The following is a 16784-nucleotide window of genomic DNA, read 5'->3' on the forward strand; positions in this document are numbered from 1 at the left end:
TTAAGGGGATGTTTCACGTATTTTTAGGGCGTCGAGAGAGGTGTTTGGGACCGGTGGTGATGACCACAACCAATGCCAAGAGGCATTGCGCCACCACCCCTTGCCAGTTGAGCCAGAGAGAAAGAGGGAAATAGAGGTCAGTGATGTTTAGGGCATTGTGGAACAAGATTGCCAGCAAGACACTCCCTCGCGTGTGATTATAGACCCAGGTCATCAGAATGCTGTTCGCAATCGTTCCAAGCGCAAAAATGAAGAAAGGAGTGGTGGATTGAGAAGTCCCCGGTATGAAAAAGAACGGGAGGTGCCACACCGTCCACAAGACGCCAAGGATGAGACTCGACCCCAGGGCGCTGTACCTTTCCTGTAGCTTGGGCAGCGCATACCCACGCCATCCTGGTTCCTCACCGAACGGCCCACCAAGCAGACTTCCTACGAGAAACACGGGGATAATCAGAAACCAGGGATTGATGCCCGAAGGGAGAGAAAGCTCCTCGACCACGGACGGATGGGCCAAATCGAAGGAGGCTCCTCCCAGAAGAGATTTGCAAGCCATGACAATCAGGGTGACCATAGCTGGAGCAAAGAGGACAACCAAGTACCACCGAGGGCTTACACGCCAGATGAACCATTGGCGAAGAAAAGCACGCATGCCGCCCTTACCGGTGGTTGTCGCTGTGAGAAGAAGGGCGGCAAGTAACGGGCCGATACTCCCGACGAACGTGAGGGGAGAAATGAGACTGGAGGGGAGGGGGATAAGCCCATGCGAATGAAGGGCTACCAGACCCAGGAACAGCCATGTGATAGCGTAGGCCAATACAAAGTAAGTGACAAGTGGATGGGATTTCCAGATCCGAAACCGATGTTTCCTCTCTTTATTGTCCGCTTTCAGGATTGCTTGCATGGATACAATCCTCCTTTGTTTTGTTTCCATTCGTTCTATAACTTCTCCATTGTAACAGGCAGAACTGCCGCTTCGAGCCCATCCTTAGACGGAAAGCGTCCTGGACTTTGGTCAAGAAAAGAGCCCATGCGCGAGGCTAGTTGCAGAGGTGGATATCAAGGGGAACGAAAAAAGATGACCCCTGTACAATACAGGAATCATCTCTTGTCAGCGTTAACTTTTTTTTGAAAAAAGTTTTTATCCGGTTGATGGTTCAGCCGGTAAATGTTTCGTCTGATGAACGGTTTTATTTTAGCGCGGAGTTGATGTAGGCCCGGACTTCCGGCGTCAGGGTGTCGTTGTTTTTGTTCACGACGTCCAGGAATCCCTTGATCCGCTTCAGGTAGCCGCTGGTGACCGGGTTTCCTTTGCTGACGGCAGCTTCCAGCGCGGCTTTGGCCTTCGGATCGATTTTCTTGCTGTCATAGTCGAACATCGGCGTGTTGTTGAGGCCGTTCATGCTGACGGACAGATACAGCTGGTACAGTGCTTTGACCTGGGTCACGCGGTTGGACTTCGGATACGACTTCACGAAAGCTTCCTGGGTCTGAGCACGCTTGATGACTTCCGTCATGCTGATCGACAGCGCTGCGTCATTGGCAAAGCGGTTCTTCGTTTCCGCCGTCATGATATCGATGTAGCTCTTGATATCGTTGGTCACGTAAGGGCGAACCTTCTGGAAGCGCGGGTAATCCAGCACCAGATAGTACATGCCTTCGGACGTTTCCAGACGGTAGCCGCTGTCGCGGGCGCCTTTGAAGAGGGCCTTCAGGTTTTTGTCGCTCGTCTTATTGATCAGGGAAGTCAGGTCGTCCCCTTGCTTCATCAGCTTCATGAGGCTGCGCTGTACGTTGTCTTTGTAAAATTTCTGGTTCCACGTTTCCAGATTGGCGTTTTCGGCGTTCTCCATCTTGAGGGCCATCAGCATGGCCTGATACGGCGTCACTTGATAAATGTTTTTCTCCATGTAGGCCAGCGCCTCAGCCTGCTTCGCAGGTTTTTTCAGCAGCTCCATCATGTGGTTGTAAATGGCGTTCGCATGTTTCGTTTTGGCCGAGACGGCGGCGGAAATCGCCGGTTTGGAAGCGGTGGACTGTGCGGCGGCGGCATGAACCGCTCCGGCTCCGGTTTGCAGGGTAAGGGCAATCATAAGGGCAGCGGCTGTAGCCGCGGTAGCTGTTTTTTTCATCGTGTGATCAACCTCCTGTTTGGTATATGTTCATATTACCCGAAGGTTGTTTCGCTTTGATCTCGACTTGTTTCCAACTTGTAAACTTTTATGAATTGATTTGGAGACAGGGGAATTCCACGAAATTCGGTAGAAAGTTTGAATTGTTAATGCTCATTTAATCTACATACAACATACAACAATTATGATGGATCTGATTTACCGGTAACAAGCACCCCAAAATAACGTCAGGGAGCGATTGGCTTGAATACGGAACCACAACAAGCATTAGAGGTTACAAATGCAAAATCAGCCTCACTGTGGGAGGTACTTCGCGTCTCAACGAAACTAGGGCTGACCTCCTTTGGCGGGCCGATTGCCCACTTGGGTTACTTTCACGACGAATACGTTCGGCGCAGGAAGTGGATGGACGAAAAAGCTTATGCGGATCTTGTAGCCCTCTGCCAGTTCTTGCCTGGTCCGGCAAGCAGCCAGGTCGGAATCGGGATTGGCATCGTCAGGGCGGGACTGTGGGGCGGAGTGATGGCTTGGCTGGGCTTTACGCTGCCTTCCGTGATCGTATTGGTTCTTTTCGCCTTATTGCTTCAAGGTTTCGATATCGCGAATGCAGGCTGGATTCATGGGCTCAAAATCGTAGCTGTAGCTATTGTAGCGCAGGCTGTGCTGGGCATGGGCCAAAAACTGACCCCCGACCGGTCCCGCATCACGATCGCAGTCGGGGCTGCAGCGCTCGTGTTATTATGGCCGACAGCCTATACTCAAGTGCTCATCATTGCCGCCGCGGCAATACTCGGGCTTTGGCTGTACAGGAAGAGTCCGGATCCTAGCAGCCAGAGCCTCCGGATTGCGGTGGGCAAACCCTTTGCGATCGGCTGTCTTGTTCTGTTTTTCGGCCTGCTCTTTGCGCTGCCGCTCCTAAGACAAACGTTTGATATCAAATGGCTGGCCATATTCGACAGCTTTTACCGCTCAGGGTCATTGGTGTTTGGCGGCGGTCATGTGGTATTGCCTTTGCTGGAGCGCGAGGTCGTGCCGACGGGGTGGGTGAGTCCGCAGGATTTCCTTGCCGGCTATGGAGCGGCGCAGGCCGTTCCCGGCCCGTTGTTACTTTTGCAGGGTATCTCGGGGCGATGTCCGGCGGCATAACAGGTGCGGTGGTTGCGACAGCGGCGATCTTCCTGCCTGCTTTTCTGCTGGTTGTCGGAGCGATGCCGTTTTGGAACGGCCTCCGGAACAGCCCCAGGGTCCAAGGTGCGCTGATTGGGATTAACGCTGCGGTCGTTGGCATTTTATTAGCGGCATTTTATGTTCCCATATGGACGACGGCCATTACGGCACCGGTTGATTTTGCCTTGGCACTTTTGTTATTTATTTTACTCGTGTTTTGGAAGCTTCCGCCTTGGGTTGTCGTACTTGCAGGTGCCTTAGCCGGAATGGTCATCGGATGGATATGAGTGGATCATAGAGGATGTCGAAACATAAACCATCACAAAACGAAAAATCCCCATTCTCAAAGGGGATTTTCGCTATTTTCTGGCTGTCCGCGCAGCGATTGAGGCAAGGGCACCTTTGTCCAGTCAACCTCGCTAGCCGAATCAGCCTCTTCTTAGAAAAATAAACCGCAGCCCGGCCAGTCCAACCAATCCGATCACCAGGCTGACCCATGGGTTGACGGTGAAGACAGGCAGCATGGTCCGCATCGAGAACCCGATGATCATGACGATGACCAGGATGAGTATGTACACCCCGATCGCTTTCAAATCGATCTTGGGCTTGCCGGCTCTGTCTTCGCTTCCCGGCTTGTTCAGCGTCTTGGTGACGAGCTCGGTCAGCAGAATCGAACCTGCGGCCAACACGATCAGTGCCAACAGGCTGATCCGATTGATAGGTTCTCCCGCATAGCCGCTCCACTCGGCGACCAATCCGACCACCGCCTCGACCAAAAACAGAAACGTGAATGCCGCCCAAGGCATCAGGATGTAATAGGCGGCTCCCTCGATGGGCTTGCGCTTCGGCAGCTCATCCACGATGCTGCGGGCATACGCCTCGGGATCTTCGCCGAACAGCTGGGATGCCGGGCGGCCAGTTTCCTGGGCGTTCAGAACGTCCGATGCCACTTCGAGCAGCTTCTTCTCGGCCTGCTGCCGGTCCGCCCGGGTACCGCGTACCGCGATGATGACGTCCTCGACATAATCCCGGTTCGCCGGGGTCATGCGTTCGCGCAGCCGGTTATTTTCTTGAATCATTTGTTTGATGGTCATTCTGTACGCTCCTCCATATACCACAAGTATAGGAACAGCCCCGGCCGTTTGCAAGGCAGCCTTGCAGGGACGCCACCCCTCTATTCCTTGAAAAAGAGCATTTCATAGTGCACCGCCACATAGATGATGGCGATAATGACGCAGACGATCAGGACGATCGACAGCGGTTTTTCCAGGGCAAACGTCATGACATGGTCCCACATAGATGATCCATCCCCTCGTAAAAATGATCCGTAGGGTTAGTTTCTGCCGCTCGGCTCGTTTCCATGCAGGCGGTGTCCATATAAGGCCCGGCGATGGTCCAGAGCACATCCGTTTACATCCGTTTTCGTCAATTGTGAACATTTATCGCCCCCCGAATAATCCGCGAGGCTGCGCGTGACAATAGGTCAATATGCACCAAATTTTAAACTGACCAGGAGGTGACCTTGTCGTGAGCGACAATTTTAAACAGAAATATGTATGGGACAGCAAGAGCAGAGGCTGGATGGTGGAAATGGCCGCGCTGGGGTCACTGAACGGACCTGAAGCAGCTGCGGAGCAGGCATTGGCGACGGGAAAAGACGGCGGACAGCCGTCTGCGTCGGGACAGCAAGTGGGGCAAGCGAATGGCGCCGGCGATAACGGGCTCCGGGGCATCGGCCCGGTCGGTGAAGGATCCGGCATGCGGGGCGTAGGCCCGGCGTCTGAAGATAACGGGATCGGGCCTCAGGCTGCGAGCGAACTCGCGAGCGAAATGGCCGAAGAGCGGATCGAAGCTTACGGCTGGCTCAATGAGCCGGAGTCCGGGGAGGAGCGCGGCAGCTGGCATCCGCAGAACGTGCTGGAAGCAAATCCGGAGAACAGCCTGCTGACCGATTGGGAAGGCCGCGAGGAAACCCATTCGATGTTCCGCCGCAGTTACGAATAAAGAGCAGCAGACCTTTTTCAATTGACACTCTCCACCCCGCGATGATAAGATGAATTCCGATATCACATTAAACTTATCGGAATTATCAATATATAAATGTTTAGGGGAACGGGGGAGTTATTATGGAGCGGAATATTACGATTCGGCACGAACAGGAGGAGCTGGTGGCGAGCCTGCATTATCCGGTGAAACAGGAAGGCAAGGAAAGCCGCTGCAAGGACCGCGTTCCGCTGGTCATCATCTGCCACGGGTTTGTGGGGAGCCGGATCGGCGTGGACCGGTTGTTCGTGAAGACGGCTCGCGAACTGGCGCGGGAAGGATACATGGTGCTGCGTTTCGACTACGCCGGATGCGGTGAGAGCAGCGGAAGCTACGGGATGGAAGGGCTGGAGTCGATGATCGCCCAGACCCGGACGGTGCTGGATTACGGCATGGGCTGCGTGGATGTCGATCCGACGCGCGTGACCTTGATCGGGCACAGCCTCGGGGGTGTGGTGGCCATTCTGACGGCCGTCCGCGACCGCCGCGTCAAGAGCCTGGTGCTATGGTCTTCGGTTGGGTATCCGCTCAGCGATATTTTGAAAATCACCGGCAGAGACGTATACGACACCGCGGTGAAATCCGGGTACTCGGATTACCTCGGCTATGACTTCACCCCAGGATTCTTTGATTCGCTGGGTCAGTACCAGCCGCTGCAGGAAGCGGTGAAATTCGGCGGCGACGTTTTGATCATTCATGGAACGTCGGACGACACCATCCCAGTGGACTATGCGTTCCTGTACCAAAAGGTGTTCTGGATGCGCACCGAGGGGCGCTGCGACAAGGAGATCATTTTCCAGGCGGACCACACGTATTCCTCGGGACCCCACCGCAGACAGGTGATCCACTGCACGAAGGAATGGCTGAACGACCAGGAAGCCGTCCAGCAGGAATGGCAGCATTGGATGATATAGATCTTCAGCAGTTCAGCATCAGACGCGATCACCAGGCACAGGAGGCGTGACAACGAGGCTGGGCAGCGATCCAGAGCAGGCGGGCGGACCGTATGTTCGGGCGAGAATTGGAAATCTCTCCGCATACACGGTACAATAGAATCAGCAACGTATACTGGCGTGTGGAGGTTGACATCGATGACATTACCAGCACTATTTGTAGCCCACGGTTCACCCATGCTCGCTCTGGAGGATCACGAGTACTCGCGCTTTTTGGAGTCTCTGGGACGGGATCTGCCGGTCCCGGAAGCCGTCGTCGTCTTCTCGGCACATTGGGACAGTCCTGAGCAATCGATGACAGTGGACGAATCTCACGATACGATGCATGACTTTTACGGATTTCCTGAAGCGATGTACGAGCTGCGCTATCCGGCCAAAGGATCCGCAGACCTCACCCAAAGAATCGCCAGCCTGTTCGAGGCGGGCAACCTGCATTATGAGCCCGTTCTGGGACGCGGTCTGGACCATGGTGTCTGGGTGATCCTGAGCAAAATGTACCCGGACGCGGACATCCCGGTCGTGGAGCTGTCCGTGGATTCGCGGCGGTCGCCCGAGGAGCAGTACGCCATTGGCGCGATGCTGAAGGAGCTGCGGCAGGACAACGTCCTGATCATCGGCAGCGGCGGCCTCGTTCACAACCTGCGGATGATCTCGCAAAGCGATGAACCGGAAGCCTGGGCGGTCGAATTCGACGAATGGATTGCCCGGAATCTGGAGGCCTGGAACCTGAAAGAGCTGTTTAACTACGATAAAAAAGCGCCGCATGCGCGCGAAGCCGTTCCGTCCTACGGGACCGAGCATTTCGCTCCGCTGTTCTACGCGATGGGCGCGGCGAGCGACGAGGCGAACGCCAAACGGCTGATCCAGACGTATCAATATGGAAGCCTCAGCTTGAACTGCTGGATGTTCGGATCTTAACCCGTTCGGAAGGCTTGCAGCAAGATTGCATATCTAAGTGGACCGGCGAACGGCCGAAAGTCCAGTATAATACACGAAAACGAGCCGGCATCCTTGCCGGCTCGTTTCTAGTTTGAACGGGGGAACGTTCGAAAGCAGTATATGGGGAAAGCGATGCGGTCCGCATCCGTTCATCCGGCCATCCGCGTGTCCGCGTTCAGCCAGTGGACGGTGCTGGTTGCAGGCCGCCCGCTTGCTCCTGAAGTTACGCGGCGCCCTTGCTCTTGCCATTCATCCCTGGAGCGGGTGCCGGCGCAGGGGTCATGCCGTCATGGTGCCGGTGGAACAGGCCGCGGATGTAAGGCAGTACCCAGCGGTCCAGGCCGATGCGACCGGCGTTGGCTGCGGCGACGACGATGAACATTTCAAGCAGCAGCATTTGCGCGTTGGTGCTTACGGTGCCCGAGAGGAGGAAGGCCATATTCATCACCATGCCCATGAGTGCGGCGAAGGTGGTGAAGGTGCCGAGGATCAGCCCCAGGCCGACCAGCGTCTCACCGAGCGGGATCAGGACGTTGAAGAATTTGACGCCCGGCAGGGCGGCGTGTTCCAGGAACGTTGCCCACCATGCTTGCACCGCCGGGTGATCGCCTGTGCTCTTGGCAATCGCCCCCTGCAGGAATCCGCCTGCATCGAAGCCTCCGGTCAGTTTCTCGATACCGCCCTTGATCCAGCTGTACCCCAGATAGATCCGGACGATGGTCAGCAGCCAGCTTGCTACTTTGTGATTTCTAAGCCAATGGTTGAACATGATTTGTTCCACTCCTTTATTTTCTTTAGGTGATGTTGCTTTTGGAAGATGATCATCTTTGATGTCTTTATTATAAGTGAAAAATTTCACAATAACTGTGACATAAATCACAGATCCAACAAATTATGAAAAAAAGATTTCAGATATTTTTAAGCTTCGGAGGATAAGCTGGAAACTATCCGGATTACAGGGTATTTTGGGAGCCCGAAAACTAAATAACCTTCATCGTAACCGTATCCGGAGTACATGCATCCCGCGTAAGTCTCCTCAGGTATGCTTGTAGCCCGCCTGCAATATGGCCCGTCATTCTGCCTGGGATCAGGAGCAATAACGCCGCCAACTGGCCCTTAAATCTCCCTGATACGGAGCCAAAGGCCTATCTGTCGGCCTTGGACCTGAAAACAGGATCAAACGCCGCAAGTGCGAGCCGTCGGCCCGCGAATCTGCCCGGAAACACAGACAGATGCCGCCCTTTTGTGATTAAATGGAAGGAAAGCATATGTGAACGAGCCACACCAAGACAGCAGGGGATGACCGGGAGTTTACGATGAAGGGATGACCAAATCGAATGAACGATATGTGGAATACGGGCTGGAGGAGGCTCGCAGGCACGCTGCTGTGCCTGACGCTGAGCGGCTCGCTCTTGGCCGCCTGCACCGAAAAGACGGCGGAGGCGTCGCAGCCGCCCGCCGCCGGGGAGCAGCAGCCGGCGCAGGACGAGCCGGCGCCGGAGGAGACCGCGCCGCCGGAAGCGGTGGAGCAGGAGCAGGCCGCGTATACGGCGCCGCTGACGGGGCTGCCGGTTGAGCAGCCGGCCGACCTCAGGCCGCTGGCGGTGATGATCAACAACGCGCCGGCCGCGCGGCCGCAGTCGGGCCTGACCCAGGCCGACATCGTGTATGAGGTGCTGGCCGAGGGCGGCATTACGCGCTTGATCGGCATCTTCCAGAGCCGGGGCGCGGAAGGGACGATCGGGCCGATCCGCAGCATCCGCCCGTATCTGATCGATCTGGGCGAAAGCTACGGCGGCGTGCTGGTGCATGCCGGGGGCAGCAACGATGCCTACGCGATCATCCAGCACCAGCACAAGGAGGACCTGGACGAGATCAGCAACGCCGGTCCGTACTTCTGGCGCGACAAGAGCCGCAAGGCGCCGCACAATTTGTACTCCAGCGCGGACAAGCTGCGCGAGGGAGCGGACAAGCGCGGATACGCTGAGCATGTGGAGCTGAAGTCGTATCCTTTTCACGATCCGGCGGACGTCAGCGTTCCCGATGGCGAGGATGCTGCGGGCGTCGACGTCACCTTTTTGCTCCAAAGCTATACAGTTTCCTATAAATATGACGCCGCCACCAAGCTCTATCAGCGCTTCATTAACGGCAAGCCGCATATCGACCTGAACAACAACGAGCAGCTGACCGCGGCGAACGTCATCGTGCTAGGTGCCGACCAGAAGGTGCTGGACGATGTGGGCCGGCTGGACATCGACGTATCCTCCGGCGGGAAAGCCGTGCTGCTGCAGCGGGGCAAGGTACTGGAGGGCGAGTGGGTGCGCGCCAAAGGGGATGTCATCCGCTTCGTGAAGGACGGCAAGGAGGTGCCGCTGTACCCGGGGACCACGTATTTTAACATCGTGCCGAATGCGCCTTCTTTCGACAGCCATTTACATATTCTCAAATGACGGAAAATCAAGGGGATCATGGCGAAACATGCCGGAAAATGCTGGCTCTTCCGGATAATTTGGCAGGGAATGGGTAAGTTTAATATATAAATTCGGCAGTGAGTTTACATTGCATTAAAATTGAAAGCCACTTATCTTTACAAACCGTGGGACGGATTGATAAGATAACAAGGGTTGTCATTCTCATGTTTTTGCAGTGTTTATGCAAACTTATGTAAAGGGGTTATCGTATGAGATTGAAGAAGAAGGACATATTTTTCCAAACCCTGGAAAATATGGCCGATACGATTGTGCAGGCTGCCGATTATTTCGCCCAGCATGTGGCCAATCTGCAAGATGTGCTTGTTTTTGCCAACGAAATGAAGAGATTCGAGTCGCAATGTGACGATTACACGCACACGATTATTACAGAACTCAACAAAACATTCATTACGCCGATCGAACGTGACGACATCATGGACCTGACAACCACCATGGATGATGTGATGGACGGGCTGGAGGCCTGCGCTTCCCGTTTTGACATGTATCATCTCCCGGATCCGGACGAGTATATCGTGCAATTCGCGGAAATTCTCCGTCAGTCGGCATACGAAATTCAAAAGGCGATCCACCTGCTGTCCCAGAAGAAGCTGCTGGCCATGCGTGAATATACGATCCGCCTGAACGACCTGGAGAACCAGGGCGACGAGCTGCTTCGCATCTGCATCAAGGAACTGTTTGCGAAAGTGACCGATCCGATCGAGCTGATCAAGCGCAAGGAAATTTACGAACGCCTTGAGACAACCACCGACGCTTGCGAAGATGTGGCCAATATGCTGGAATCGATCATTATGAGCAACTCGTAAGGGGTTTTGGAGACACATGGAGACATCATTATTTGTACTTACCATAGTCATCATTCTGGCGTTGGCGTTTGACTTCATCAACGGTTTCCACGATACGGCGAACGCGATTGCCACGTCCGTATCGACACGGGCGCTGAAGCCGCGGACGGCGATTCTTCTTGCAGCCGTCATGAACTTTGTCGGTGCAATTCTGTTCACGGGCGTTGCGAAGAAAATCGGCGGAAGTGTCACCGATCCCTCGACGCTGGACAACGGGCTCGAAATCGTCATAGCCACGCTGCTGGCGGCGATCATCTGGAACCTGGTCACCTGGTGGATCGGCATTCCTTCCTCCTCGTCGCATGCATTGATCGGTGCGCTGGCTGGAGCGGTCTACGTCGGAGCAGGCGCAAGCCACATCAAGTGGAGCGGTTTTACGGAAATTGTGGAAGGCTTGCTGTTATCCCCTTTGATCGCATTCGTGATCGGCTATATCGTCATGACGATTCTGAAGTGGATCTTTGCCAAACGCAGTCCGCATACGGTCAATAAAGGCTTCCGGTTCATGCAGATCATTACGGCGGCGCTGCAGTCGTTCACGCACGGCACGAACGATGCGCAGAAGGCGATGGGGATCATCACCCTGGCGCTGGTGACATCCGGCCGGCTGGAAACGCTGGAAGTACCGCTCTGGGTTAAAATCGCTGCGGCGACCTCCATGGCGCTCGGCACCTCCATCGGCGGTTGGAAAATCATCAAGACGATGGGTACGAAAATTTTCAAAATCGAGCCGATCAACGGCTTTGCGGCAGACTTCTCGTCCGCTTCCGTCATCTTCACGGCGACGCTCTTGCACCTGCCAGTCAGTACGACGCACGCAATTACGTCTGCAATCTTAGGCGTGGGCAGCGCAAAGCGCTTTTCCGAAGTGAAATGGTCGCTGGCCGGAAGAATCGTCATCACCTGGTTCATTACCATTCCGATTTCAGCGGTGCTGGCGGGCATTATCTTTAAAATCCTTTTCTAATCTGGGTTAAATATCACATATAGATGCACATTTGGAGTAGAAGTGGGGGCCAATCGTCAAAGGGTTGGCTTTTTTGTTGCGCAAAAATGGGCCGGCGTGACTTCATTCGAACGGATACGGTACAATACTAAGATAGATCATAACTTACATATGAAGTGCTCCGTTCTTTCGGAGCCGGAACAAAAGCTGCTAGAGGGGAGCTTAGCTGAACGCCGATGATACGAACGCTTGCCATTACCCATACCCATGAGGTGCTCACGGGAATTCCACTGGAAGAGGCCCGAATGGAGGACTATGCCTGGATGTGGGTGGATTTCAACGGCCCGACCGATGAGGAGTCCGCCCTTTTACATACGTTTTTTCATTTTCACCCGCTGGCGGTCGAGGACTGTATGCATGTGCTGCAGCGGCCGAAGCTGGATCTGTATGATGATCTGCAGTTCTTCGTCCTGCATGCGCTCGATCCCGATACGCTTGGGGTGGATGAGGTGGACCTCTTCCTGGGGCATGACCTGCTCGTGTCCTTTCATCTCAAAGAGCTGCCGGTGGTCGACGACGCCTGGAAGCAGATCATCCAGCATGCGCATGACCGCAAAATCTGGGCGCGCGGCCCGGTATCCTGCGCATATACGATTATGGACCACTTGGTGGACCGCTATTTCCCGAGTTTGTACAAAATCGAAGATGAGCTGGCCGAACTGGAGAACCGCGGCGGCGAAGAGTCGGTCGAGGATCTGATGAACCAGGTGTTCGACTTGCGCGGCCGGCTGCTGAAGCTGCGGCGGACGATCGTGCCGATGCGCGACCTGTTGTACCGGGTCGTCAACTCTCAGCATGTCCAGAGCAATACCGAGCATAAGGTGTATTTTGCCGATATTTACGACCATCTGCTCAAGCTGACCGATATGATTGAGGCCGACCGCGAAATGACGGCCGACCTGCGCGACAGCTACATCTCGCTCAACTCCAACCGGATGAACGCGATCATGAAGACGCTGACGGTCATTACCGTCGTCTTCATGCCGCTGACGCTCATCGCCGGCATTTACGGCATGAACTTCGTCAATATGCCCGAGCTGGACTGGAAGTACGGCTATCCTGCCGTCATGCTGCTCATGTTCGTGTTGGGGGCGGGCATGGTACTGTGGTTTACGAAGCGCGGATGGTTCAAATAGGTGTAATGACTATAAAGGAATGCGTCAGGCCAGGAGAATGTTAACGTAGAACGAAATGCGCCAGACCAGGCACGGAAGTGTTGAGACTTCTGCGCTTGGACCTGGCGCTTCTATGTTCTTGGGGACTTGAGGGCGGCGAAGAGGAAATTCTCGTCATTCTTTCGGTAAAATGGGCGTTATGAGGGTATCGGTGTTGTGGATGATGAGTAGGATAGGGCATGAGTGTGATAGCGGCACCGGTTCATAACACGACTAAGGCTTCGTTCTACGCTTAAGCGACAGTGGTGGTGGCCTATTGGCGTCAGCTGTTCTTTTTCTTTTTGGAGGTTTTTTTCGACGTACCCTTCTTCGACGACGATTTCTTCTTGGAAGTCGACTTTTTGGACTTCTTCTTCCGGCGCGATTTGTACTTGCCGTCATCGCTGCTGTTGGTCTTGCCTTTACCGAGACCCGCGAACAGCTTGAACATTGGGGCGATCTGCTGCATGCCGGTCATCACCTTCTGGAACTTGCCGACGGAGTTCACAATGCCGTCAATGCCGCCCACCCGGTCGATCAGTCCCTTGAGATCGCCGAGCTGGGCGAGGGAGAAGCCGGTCTTGGCGGTTTCGGCTGCGGCAGCCACCGGCGCGACGGTTGCCGCTGCGGCGGCAGCGGGAGCTGCGGATGCCGCGGAGGCGGCTGCGGAAACGGGCGGGATGATCTCCGCCGTACCTGCCAGCCCTTCAGGCCCGTAATAAGGTGCAAATCCAGGAGCGCCTCCGCCTACTCCAAAGTCGGGATAGCCTTGAATACCGGGATACGGGGACTGCGGATATGGGGAGGCAAATTCGTTCAGCGAGCGCTGGTCACCTTTTGGCTTTGCCTTTGGCTTATGGTAGTAATGCTCAGGCATGATATCACTTTCCTTTTTGGAATGATTTACTATACTGTATGTGCTGGGCAAACATAATGTATGGACGTTAGCCCGGTAGACAGGGATAGGAGCGGAAACGGGCGGATGCCCAGGGGGCGTGGAAGCAAGCGGAGGGAACGGGTGGCATTGCTGAACTGCGGCTTATTTTCGCTTGACCCTAACACTAATGTCGGCGTTTATAATGACTTCATCTCGAACTGAAAGGGAAGATGCGGTTATGGATATGACGCCACAAGAAGTAAACATGATTCAGGCTCTGCGTGAAGTTGAGTTGCCTCCTTTATTTGTGCTCATCCGAATTCGAAACGATATTTTAAATGACACGGTCAATATCGAAGAAAGCCGGAGAAACGACATCATCAATACGTTGGAACAATACATCGCTCCGATCTGGGAGGACTATCATAAGGAGAAGAATGCCCAAGCCAACGAAGGACCTCCGAGTCCGGAATGAGCGGGCACGACAACACAGCAGCGCAACGCGCTATGCCGCCATATAAGGCGGTTTTTTCTTTTTGGATAAAAATCCACATTCAAGGATAACGGGGCCTCTATCATAAAAGATTCAGCAGTGGCCCGGATGGTGCGGGTGAGTGTGGGGAGGAATATCGCCAGTCGCAAATCGCAATTCTGACTCCAATCTGAATCAAACGTCGAGAAATGGAAATGATCCACCAAAACATGTACAAGGCCGCCCGGATGAGGTATAATTTAAGCGCTTTCAACTGGAAGGTGGTGTTCTATGCATTTTAACCGTAGAAGGGTATCCGGGACCGGGCGGCTGAACAATGGCGCTTTATTCGGCCTGCTGCCATGCAACTCTTCAGTGCGTGAATCCGTTAACGCTTGAAAAGTTCATACCGGCTCGGTACAATGGGAGTACATAGAGGACTATCATTTGAACACGGATTGACCGATATTAAATGTGGAAAGACCCTGTGACGGGAGCAAAATCCTGAATAGGCAATAGTTACAATAGGGGATGATATTTCAGTGCAGCTGAAGAAACTTAATGATAAAAGCATCGACCAATTATTTGAAGCCATTTTAACGCTAAAAGATGTAGAGGAATGCTACGTATTTTTCGACGATCTATGTACCGTCAACGAGATCCAATCCCTCTCCCAGCGTCTGGAAGTGGCGCGCATGCTCGGCAAGGGCAGCACGTACAATCAGATCGAAGCGGAGACGGGAGCGAGCACGGCCACCATTTCACGGGTGAAGCGCTGTTTGAATTATGGCAACGAAGGGTATAAAATGACGTTAGAGCGTCTCGGGCGTTAATATGCGCAAACCGGGGGTACTTGTTATCAGTCACGGCTCCAGGGAATCTTCCTGGGTCCAGCTGGTCGACGATGCCGTCCAACAGCTGCCGCTGCGGGGAGAACTCCCTGTGGCGGCTTCGTTCTTGGAGATCGTGGAAGGCCGCTTGATTCAGGACGGGATCGATGATCTGGAGCGTCAGGGCGTTACGGATATACTGGTGATCCCGCTGTTCGTCTCTTCGGGCAGCACCCATGTGAATGAAATCGCATATGCGCTCGGCGTCATTGACGCCCCGGCCATCGACACGGACCTGGAGCCATTCCGCATTCAGTCGAATATCCTGTATGGAGAGCCGATCGACAACGATCCGGACGTGGCCCGTATGGTGTGGGATAAAGTGAAGACGGAATCGAAGAACCCCGGCGAGGAGGTTCTTATTCTTGTTGGTCACGGCAGCAGCCACGACGGCTTCCGCGAGCGCTGGGAGGAAGGCCTCTCGCGCCTGGCGGAGAGCGCCCGGGCGATCGGCGGCCTGGCCGCGGCGGACTATGCCCTGCTTCGGCCCGACAGCGTGCGGGCCAAGGTGGAATACTGGCAGAAGGAACGCGGGATGCAGGTGATTGCTGCTCCGCTGTTTTTGAGTGACGGCTATTTCACCCGCACGGTGATTCCACAGCGGCTGGACGGGTTAAATTATCGGTACTCGGGCGAAGCGCTGCTGCCCCACCCGCTGCTGACCCATTGGATGGAACGGCAGATCCGGAGCTGGCTTGCGCGTGAGGCTGATGCGTCATGATAAGCAACAGGCGCTTATTCGGAAATTATAAACTTATTAGGTGGCGTATGTATGAAAAGAGCACGTTTAATTTATAATCCCACCTCAGGCCGGGAGGAGATGCGCCGGCGTCTGCCGGACATTCTGCACCGGCTCGATCAGGGCGGCATAGAAGCTTCCTGCCATGCCACGATGGGCGAAGGGGACGCCACGAAGGCGGCCATCGACGCCGTAGAGCGGGGGTACGACATGATCATCGCCGCCGGCGGCGACGGCACGCTGTACGAGGTCGTCAACGGCATGGCGGAGCGCGATAACCTGCCGCCGCTCGGCGTGTTCCCGGTTGGAACGACGAACGATTTTGCGCGGGGGCTGGGCATTCCGCGGCACTGGGAGGACTACTGCGACCTGGTCATCCGGCAGCAGACCCGCCCGATCGACGTGGGCAAGGCGAATGACCGATATTTCATCAACATCGCCGGGGGAGGCACGCTTACAGAGCTGACGTACGACGTGCCCAGCCGGCTGAAGACGATGATCGGCCAGCTCGCTTATTATATTAAAGGCGTGGAGAAGATGGTCAGCCTGTCTCCGCAGGAGCTGATCATCAATGCCGAGGGCCAGGAGACGATCCATGACGAGTTCATGATCTTCCTGATCACGAACACGAACTCCGTCGGCGGCTTCGAGAAGCTCGCGCCGGGTGCCCGGATCGACGACGGCCTGCTCGACGTGATCGCCCTCAAGAAATGCAACCTGGCCGAATTCGTGCGGCTGGTCAGCCTCGCGCTGCGCGGCGAGCATTTCAACGACAAGAAGGTCGTCTACTTCCGCACGAGATCGATGGAAGTGACGTCCCCGGGCAAGGTGCTGCTGAACCTGGACGGGGAGCTCGGCGGAACGCTGCCGGGGCAGTTTTCAGTGCTGCCGCAGCATTTGCGGATTTTTGCTTAAGGCTTGTTTTTAAACACATTCGATATAGACAACAGGGATAGGAACAGGATGGTTCATTCGGCCGCAGGGAAACTGTGCAGGCGGTGGATCATCGCAGGAGAGTTAAGGTGTCGGCATGTGGCTCATCCATCAGGGATGGGGGCAGGGCATCTTGACTTTTTTTGTG

17 protein-coding genes and 1 pseudogene are annotated in these 16784 nt (G+C 54.9%); 12 read left to right on the forward strand and 6 right to left on the reverse strand.

What is annotated here, in order from left to right:
• Window positions 1-13 precede the first annotated feature (13 nt).
• Together CJP46_RS17670 and CJP46_RS17675 are read right to left on the reverse strand one after the other, a co-directional pair.
• Entirely contained in the window at window positions 14-901 is an 888-nt protein-coding gene (locus CJP46_RS17670; RefSeq protein WP_179281206.1) for a CPBP family intramembrane glutamic endopeptidase, read from the reverse strand.
• A 286-nt stretch (window positions 902-1187) separates the two neighbouring features.
• On the reverse strand, window positions 1188-2129 hold the full coding sequence (locus CJP46_RS17675; RefSeq protein ID WP_094596960.1) for a hypothetical protein: 942 nt from the start codon (window positions 2127-2129) through the stop codon (window positions 1188-1190).
• A 243-nt stretch (window positions 2130-2372) separates the two neighbouring features.
• Here CJP46_RS17675 and CJP46_RS17680 point away from each other — a divergent pair.
• Window positions 2373-3583, forward strand: a pseudogene (locus CJP46_RS17680) (chromate transporter).
• A gap of 141 nt (window positions 3584-3724) precedes the next feature.
• Here the strand turns inward: CJP46_RS17680 and CJP46_RS17685 are convergent.
• Complete coding sequence (locus CJP46_RS17685; RefSeq protein WP_094596961.1) at window positions 3725-4390, reverse strand: DUF1129 family protein; 666 nt, start codon at window positions 4388-4390, stop codon at window positions 3725-3727.
• Window positions 4391-4470: 80 nt separating this feature from the next.
• On the reverse strand, window positions 4471-4593 hold the full coding sequence (locus CJP46_RS37145) for a hypothetical protein (protein ID WP_256992409.1): 123 nt from the start codon (window positions 4591-4593) through the stop codon (window positions 4471-4473).
• A gap of 230 nt (window positions 4594-4823) precedes the next feature.
• Here CJP46_RS37145 and CJP46_RS17690 point away from each other — a divergent pair, with 230 nt between their 5' ends.
• From CJP46_RS17690 to CJP46_RS17700, 3 genes are all read left to right on the forward strand, one after another.
• Complete coding sequence (locus CJP46_RS17690; RefSeq protein ID WP_094596962.1) at window positions 4824-5300, forward strand: hypothetical protein; 477 nt, start codon at window positions 4824-4826, stop codon at window positions 5298-5300.
• 122 nt (window positions 5301-5422) lie between these two features.
• Complete coding sequence (locus CJP46_RS17695; protein WP_094596963.1) at window positions 5423-6253, forward strand: alpha/beta hydrolase; 831 nt, start codon at window positions 5423-5425, stop codon at window positions 6251-6253.
• A 177-nt stretch (window positions 6254-6430) separates the two neighbouring features.
• The gene (locus CJP46_RS17700; RefSeq protein ID WP_094596964.1) at window positions 6431-7210 is read left to right on the forward strand and encodes a DODA-type extradiol aromatic ring-opening family dioxygenase; all 780 of its coding nucleotides are present in this window, start codon (window positions 6431-6433) and stop codon (window positions 7208-7210) included.
• A gap of 244 nt (window positions 7211-7454) precedes the next feature.
• On the opposite strand, the gene CJP46_RS17705 is transcribed toward CJP46_RS17700, so the two are convergent.
• Window positions 7455-8000: a DoxX family protein gene (locus tag CJP46_RS17705; RefSeq protein ID WP_094596965.1), complete on the reverse strand. Its 546-nt coding sequence runs from the start codon at window positions 7998-8000 to the stop codon at window positions 7455-7457.
• 568 nt (window positions 8001-8568) lie between these two features.
• Between CJP46_RS17705 and CJP46_RS17710 the strand changes: the two genes are divergently transcribed.
• The 4 genes from CJP46_RS17710 (at window position 8569) to corA (ending at window position 12707) form a co-directional block, all read left to right on the forward strand.
• Window positions 8569-9681: a DUF3048 domain-containing protein gene (locus CJP46_RS17710; RefSeq protein ID WP_373558019.1), complete on the forward strand. Its 1113-nt coding sequence runs from the start codon at window positions 8569-8571 to the stop codon at window positions 9679-9681.
• 230 nt (window positions 9682-9911) lie between these two features.
• Complete coding sequence (locus tag CJP46_RS17715) at window positions 9912-10526, forward strand: DUF47 domain-containing protein (protein WP_094596966.1); 615 nt, start codon at window positions 9912-9914, stop codon at window positions 10524-10526.
• Between the two features lie 16 nt (window positions 10527-10542).
• Complete coding sequence (locus CJP46_RS17720) at window positions 10543-11532, forward strand: inorganic phosphate transporter (RefSeq protein ID WP_094596967.1); 990 nt, start codon at window positions 10543-10545, stop codon at window positions 11530-11532.
• Window positions 11533-11747: 215 nt separating this feature from the next.
• Window positions 11748-12707 carry a magnesium/cobalt transporter CorA gene (gene corA / locus CJP46_RS17725; protein WP_094596968.1) on the forward strand — a complete coding sequence of 320 codons (960 nt, stop codon included), beginning with the start codon at window positions 11748-11750 and terminating at the stop codon, window positions 12705-12707.
• A 301-nt stretch (window positions 12708-13008) separates the two neighbouring features.
• Here the strand turns inward: corA and CJP46_RS17730 are convergent, their stop codons facing one another.
• The gene (locus tag CJP46_RS17730) at window positions 13009-13602 is read right to left on the reverse strand and encodes a hypothetical protein (RefSeq protein WP_094596969.1); all 594 of its coding nucleotides are present in this window, start codon (window positions 13600-13602) and stop codon (window positions 13009-13011) included.
• A 238-nt stretch (window positions 13603-13840) separates the two neighbouring features.
• Between CJP46_RS17730 and CJP46_RS17735 the strand changes: the two genes are divergently transcribed.
• From CJP46_RS17735 to CJP46_RS17750, 4 genes are all read left to right on the forward strand, one after another.
• Entirely contained in the window at window positions 13841-14077 is a 237-nt protein-coding gene (locus CJP46_RS17735; protein WP_094596970.1) for a hypothetical protein, read from the forward strand.
• A gap of 539 nt (window positions 14078-14616) precedes the next feature.
• Window positions 14617-14907 (forward strand): YerC/YecD family TrpR-related protein, encoded by a 291-nt coding sequence (locus CJP46_RS17740; RefSeq protein WP_076176780.1) that lies wholly within the window; start codon window positions 14617-14619, stop codon window positions 14905-14907.
• Window position 14908: 1 nt separating this feature from the next.
• On the forward strand, window positions 14909-15685 hold the full coding sequence (locus CJP46_RS17745; RefSeq protein ID WP_094596971.1) for a sirohydrochlorin chelatase: 777 nt from the start codon (window positions 14909-14911) through the stop codon (window positions 15683-15685).
• A gap of 51 nt (window positions 15686-15736) precedes the next feature.
• On the forward strand, window positions 15737-16618 hold the full coding sequence (locus tag CJP46_RS17750; protein ID WP_094596972.1) for a diacylglycerol kinase: 882 nt from the start codon (window positions 15737-15739) through the stop codon (window positions 16616-16618).
• The last annotated feature ends 166 nt before the right edge of the window (window positions 16619-16784 follow it).

Source organism: Paenibacillus sp. XY044 (genome assembly GCF_002257645.1).
Taxonomy (GTDB): Bacteria; Bacillota; Bacilli; order Paenibacillales; family Paenibacillaceae; genus Paenibacillus_AQ.

Excerpts from the sequence above, each read along its gene's own strand:
- CJP46_RS17670 (WP_179281206.1), bottom strand. The coding sequence starts at position 901 with ATGCAAGCAATCCTGAAAGCGGACAATAAAGAGAGGAAACATCGGTTT.
- CJP46_RS17675 (WP_094596960.1), bottom strand. The coding sequence starts at position 2,129 with ATGAAAAAAACAGCTACCGCGGCTACAGCCGCTGCCCTTATGATTGCC.
- CJP46_RS17685 (WP_094596961.1), bottom strand. The coding sequence starts at position 4,390 with ATGACCATCAAACAAATGATTCAAGAAAATAACCGGCTGCGCGAACGC.
- CJP46_RS37145 (WP_256992409.1), bottom strand. The coding sequence starts at position 4,593 with ATGTGGGACCATGTCATGACGTTTGCCCTGGAAAAACCGCTGTCGATC.
- CJP46_RS17695 (WP_094596963.1), top strand. The coding sequence starts at position 5,423 with ATGGAGCGGAATATTACGATTCGGCACGAACAGGAGGAGCTGGTGGCG.
- CJP46_RS17700 (WP_094596964.1), top strand. The coding sequence starts at position 6,431 with ATGACATTACCAGCACTATTTGTAGCCCACGGTTCACCCATGCTCGCT.
- CJP46_RS17705 (WP_094596965.1), bottom strand. The coding sequence starts at position 8,000 with ATGTTCAACCATTGGCTTAGAAATCACAAAGTAGCAAGCTGGCTGCTG.
- CJP46_RS17710 (WP_373558019.1), top strand. The coding sequence starts at position 8,569 with ATGAACGATATGTGGAATACGGGCTGGAGGAGGCTCGCAGGCACGCTG.
- CJP46_RS17715 (WP_094596966.1), top strand. The coding sequence starts at position 9,912 with ATGAGATTGAAGAAGAAGGACATATTTTTCCAAACCCTGGAAAATATG.
- CJP46_RS17720 (WP_094596967.1), top strand. The coding sequence starts at position 10,543 with ATGGAGACATCATTATTTGTACTTACCATAGTCATCATTCTGGCGTTG.
- corA (WP_094596968.1), top strand. The coding sequence starts at position 11,748 with ATGATACGAACGCTTGCCATTACCCATACCCATGAGGTGCTCACGGGA.
- CJP46_RS17730 (WP_094596969.1), bottom strand. The coding sequence starts at position 13,602 with ATGCCTGAGCATTACTACCATAAGCCAAAGGCAAAGCCAAAAGGTGAC.
- CJP46_RS17735 (WP_094596970.1), top strand. The coding sequence starts at position 13,841 with ATGGATATGACGCCACAAGAAGTAAACATGATTCAGGCTCTGCGTGAA.
- CJP46_RS17745 (WP_094596971.1), top strand. The coding sequence starts at position 14,909 with ATGCGCAAACCGGGGGTACTTGTTATCAGTCACGGCTCCAGGGAATCT.
- CJP46_RS17750 (WP_094596972.1), top strand. The coding sequence starts at position 15,737 with ATGAAAAGAGCACGTTTAATTTATAATCCCACCTCAGGCCGGGAGGAG.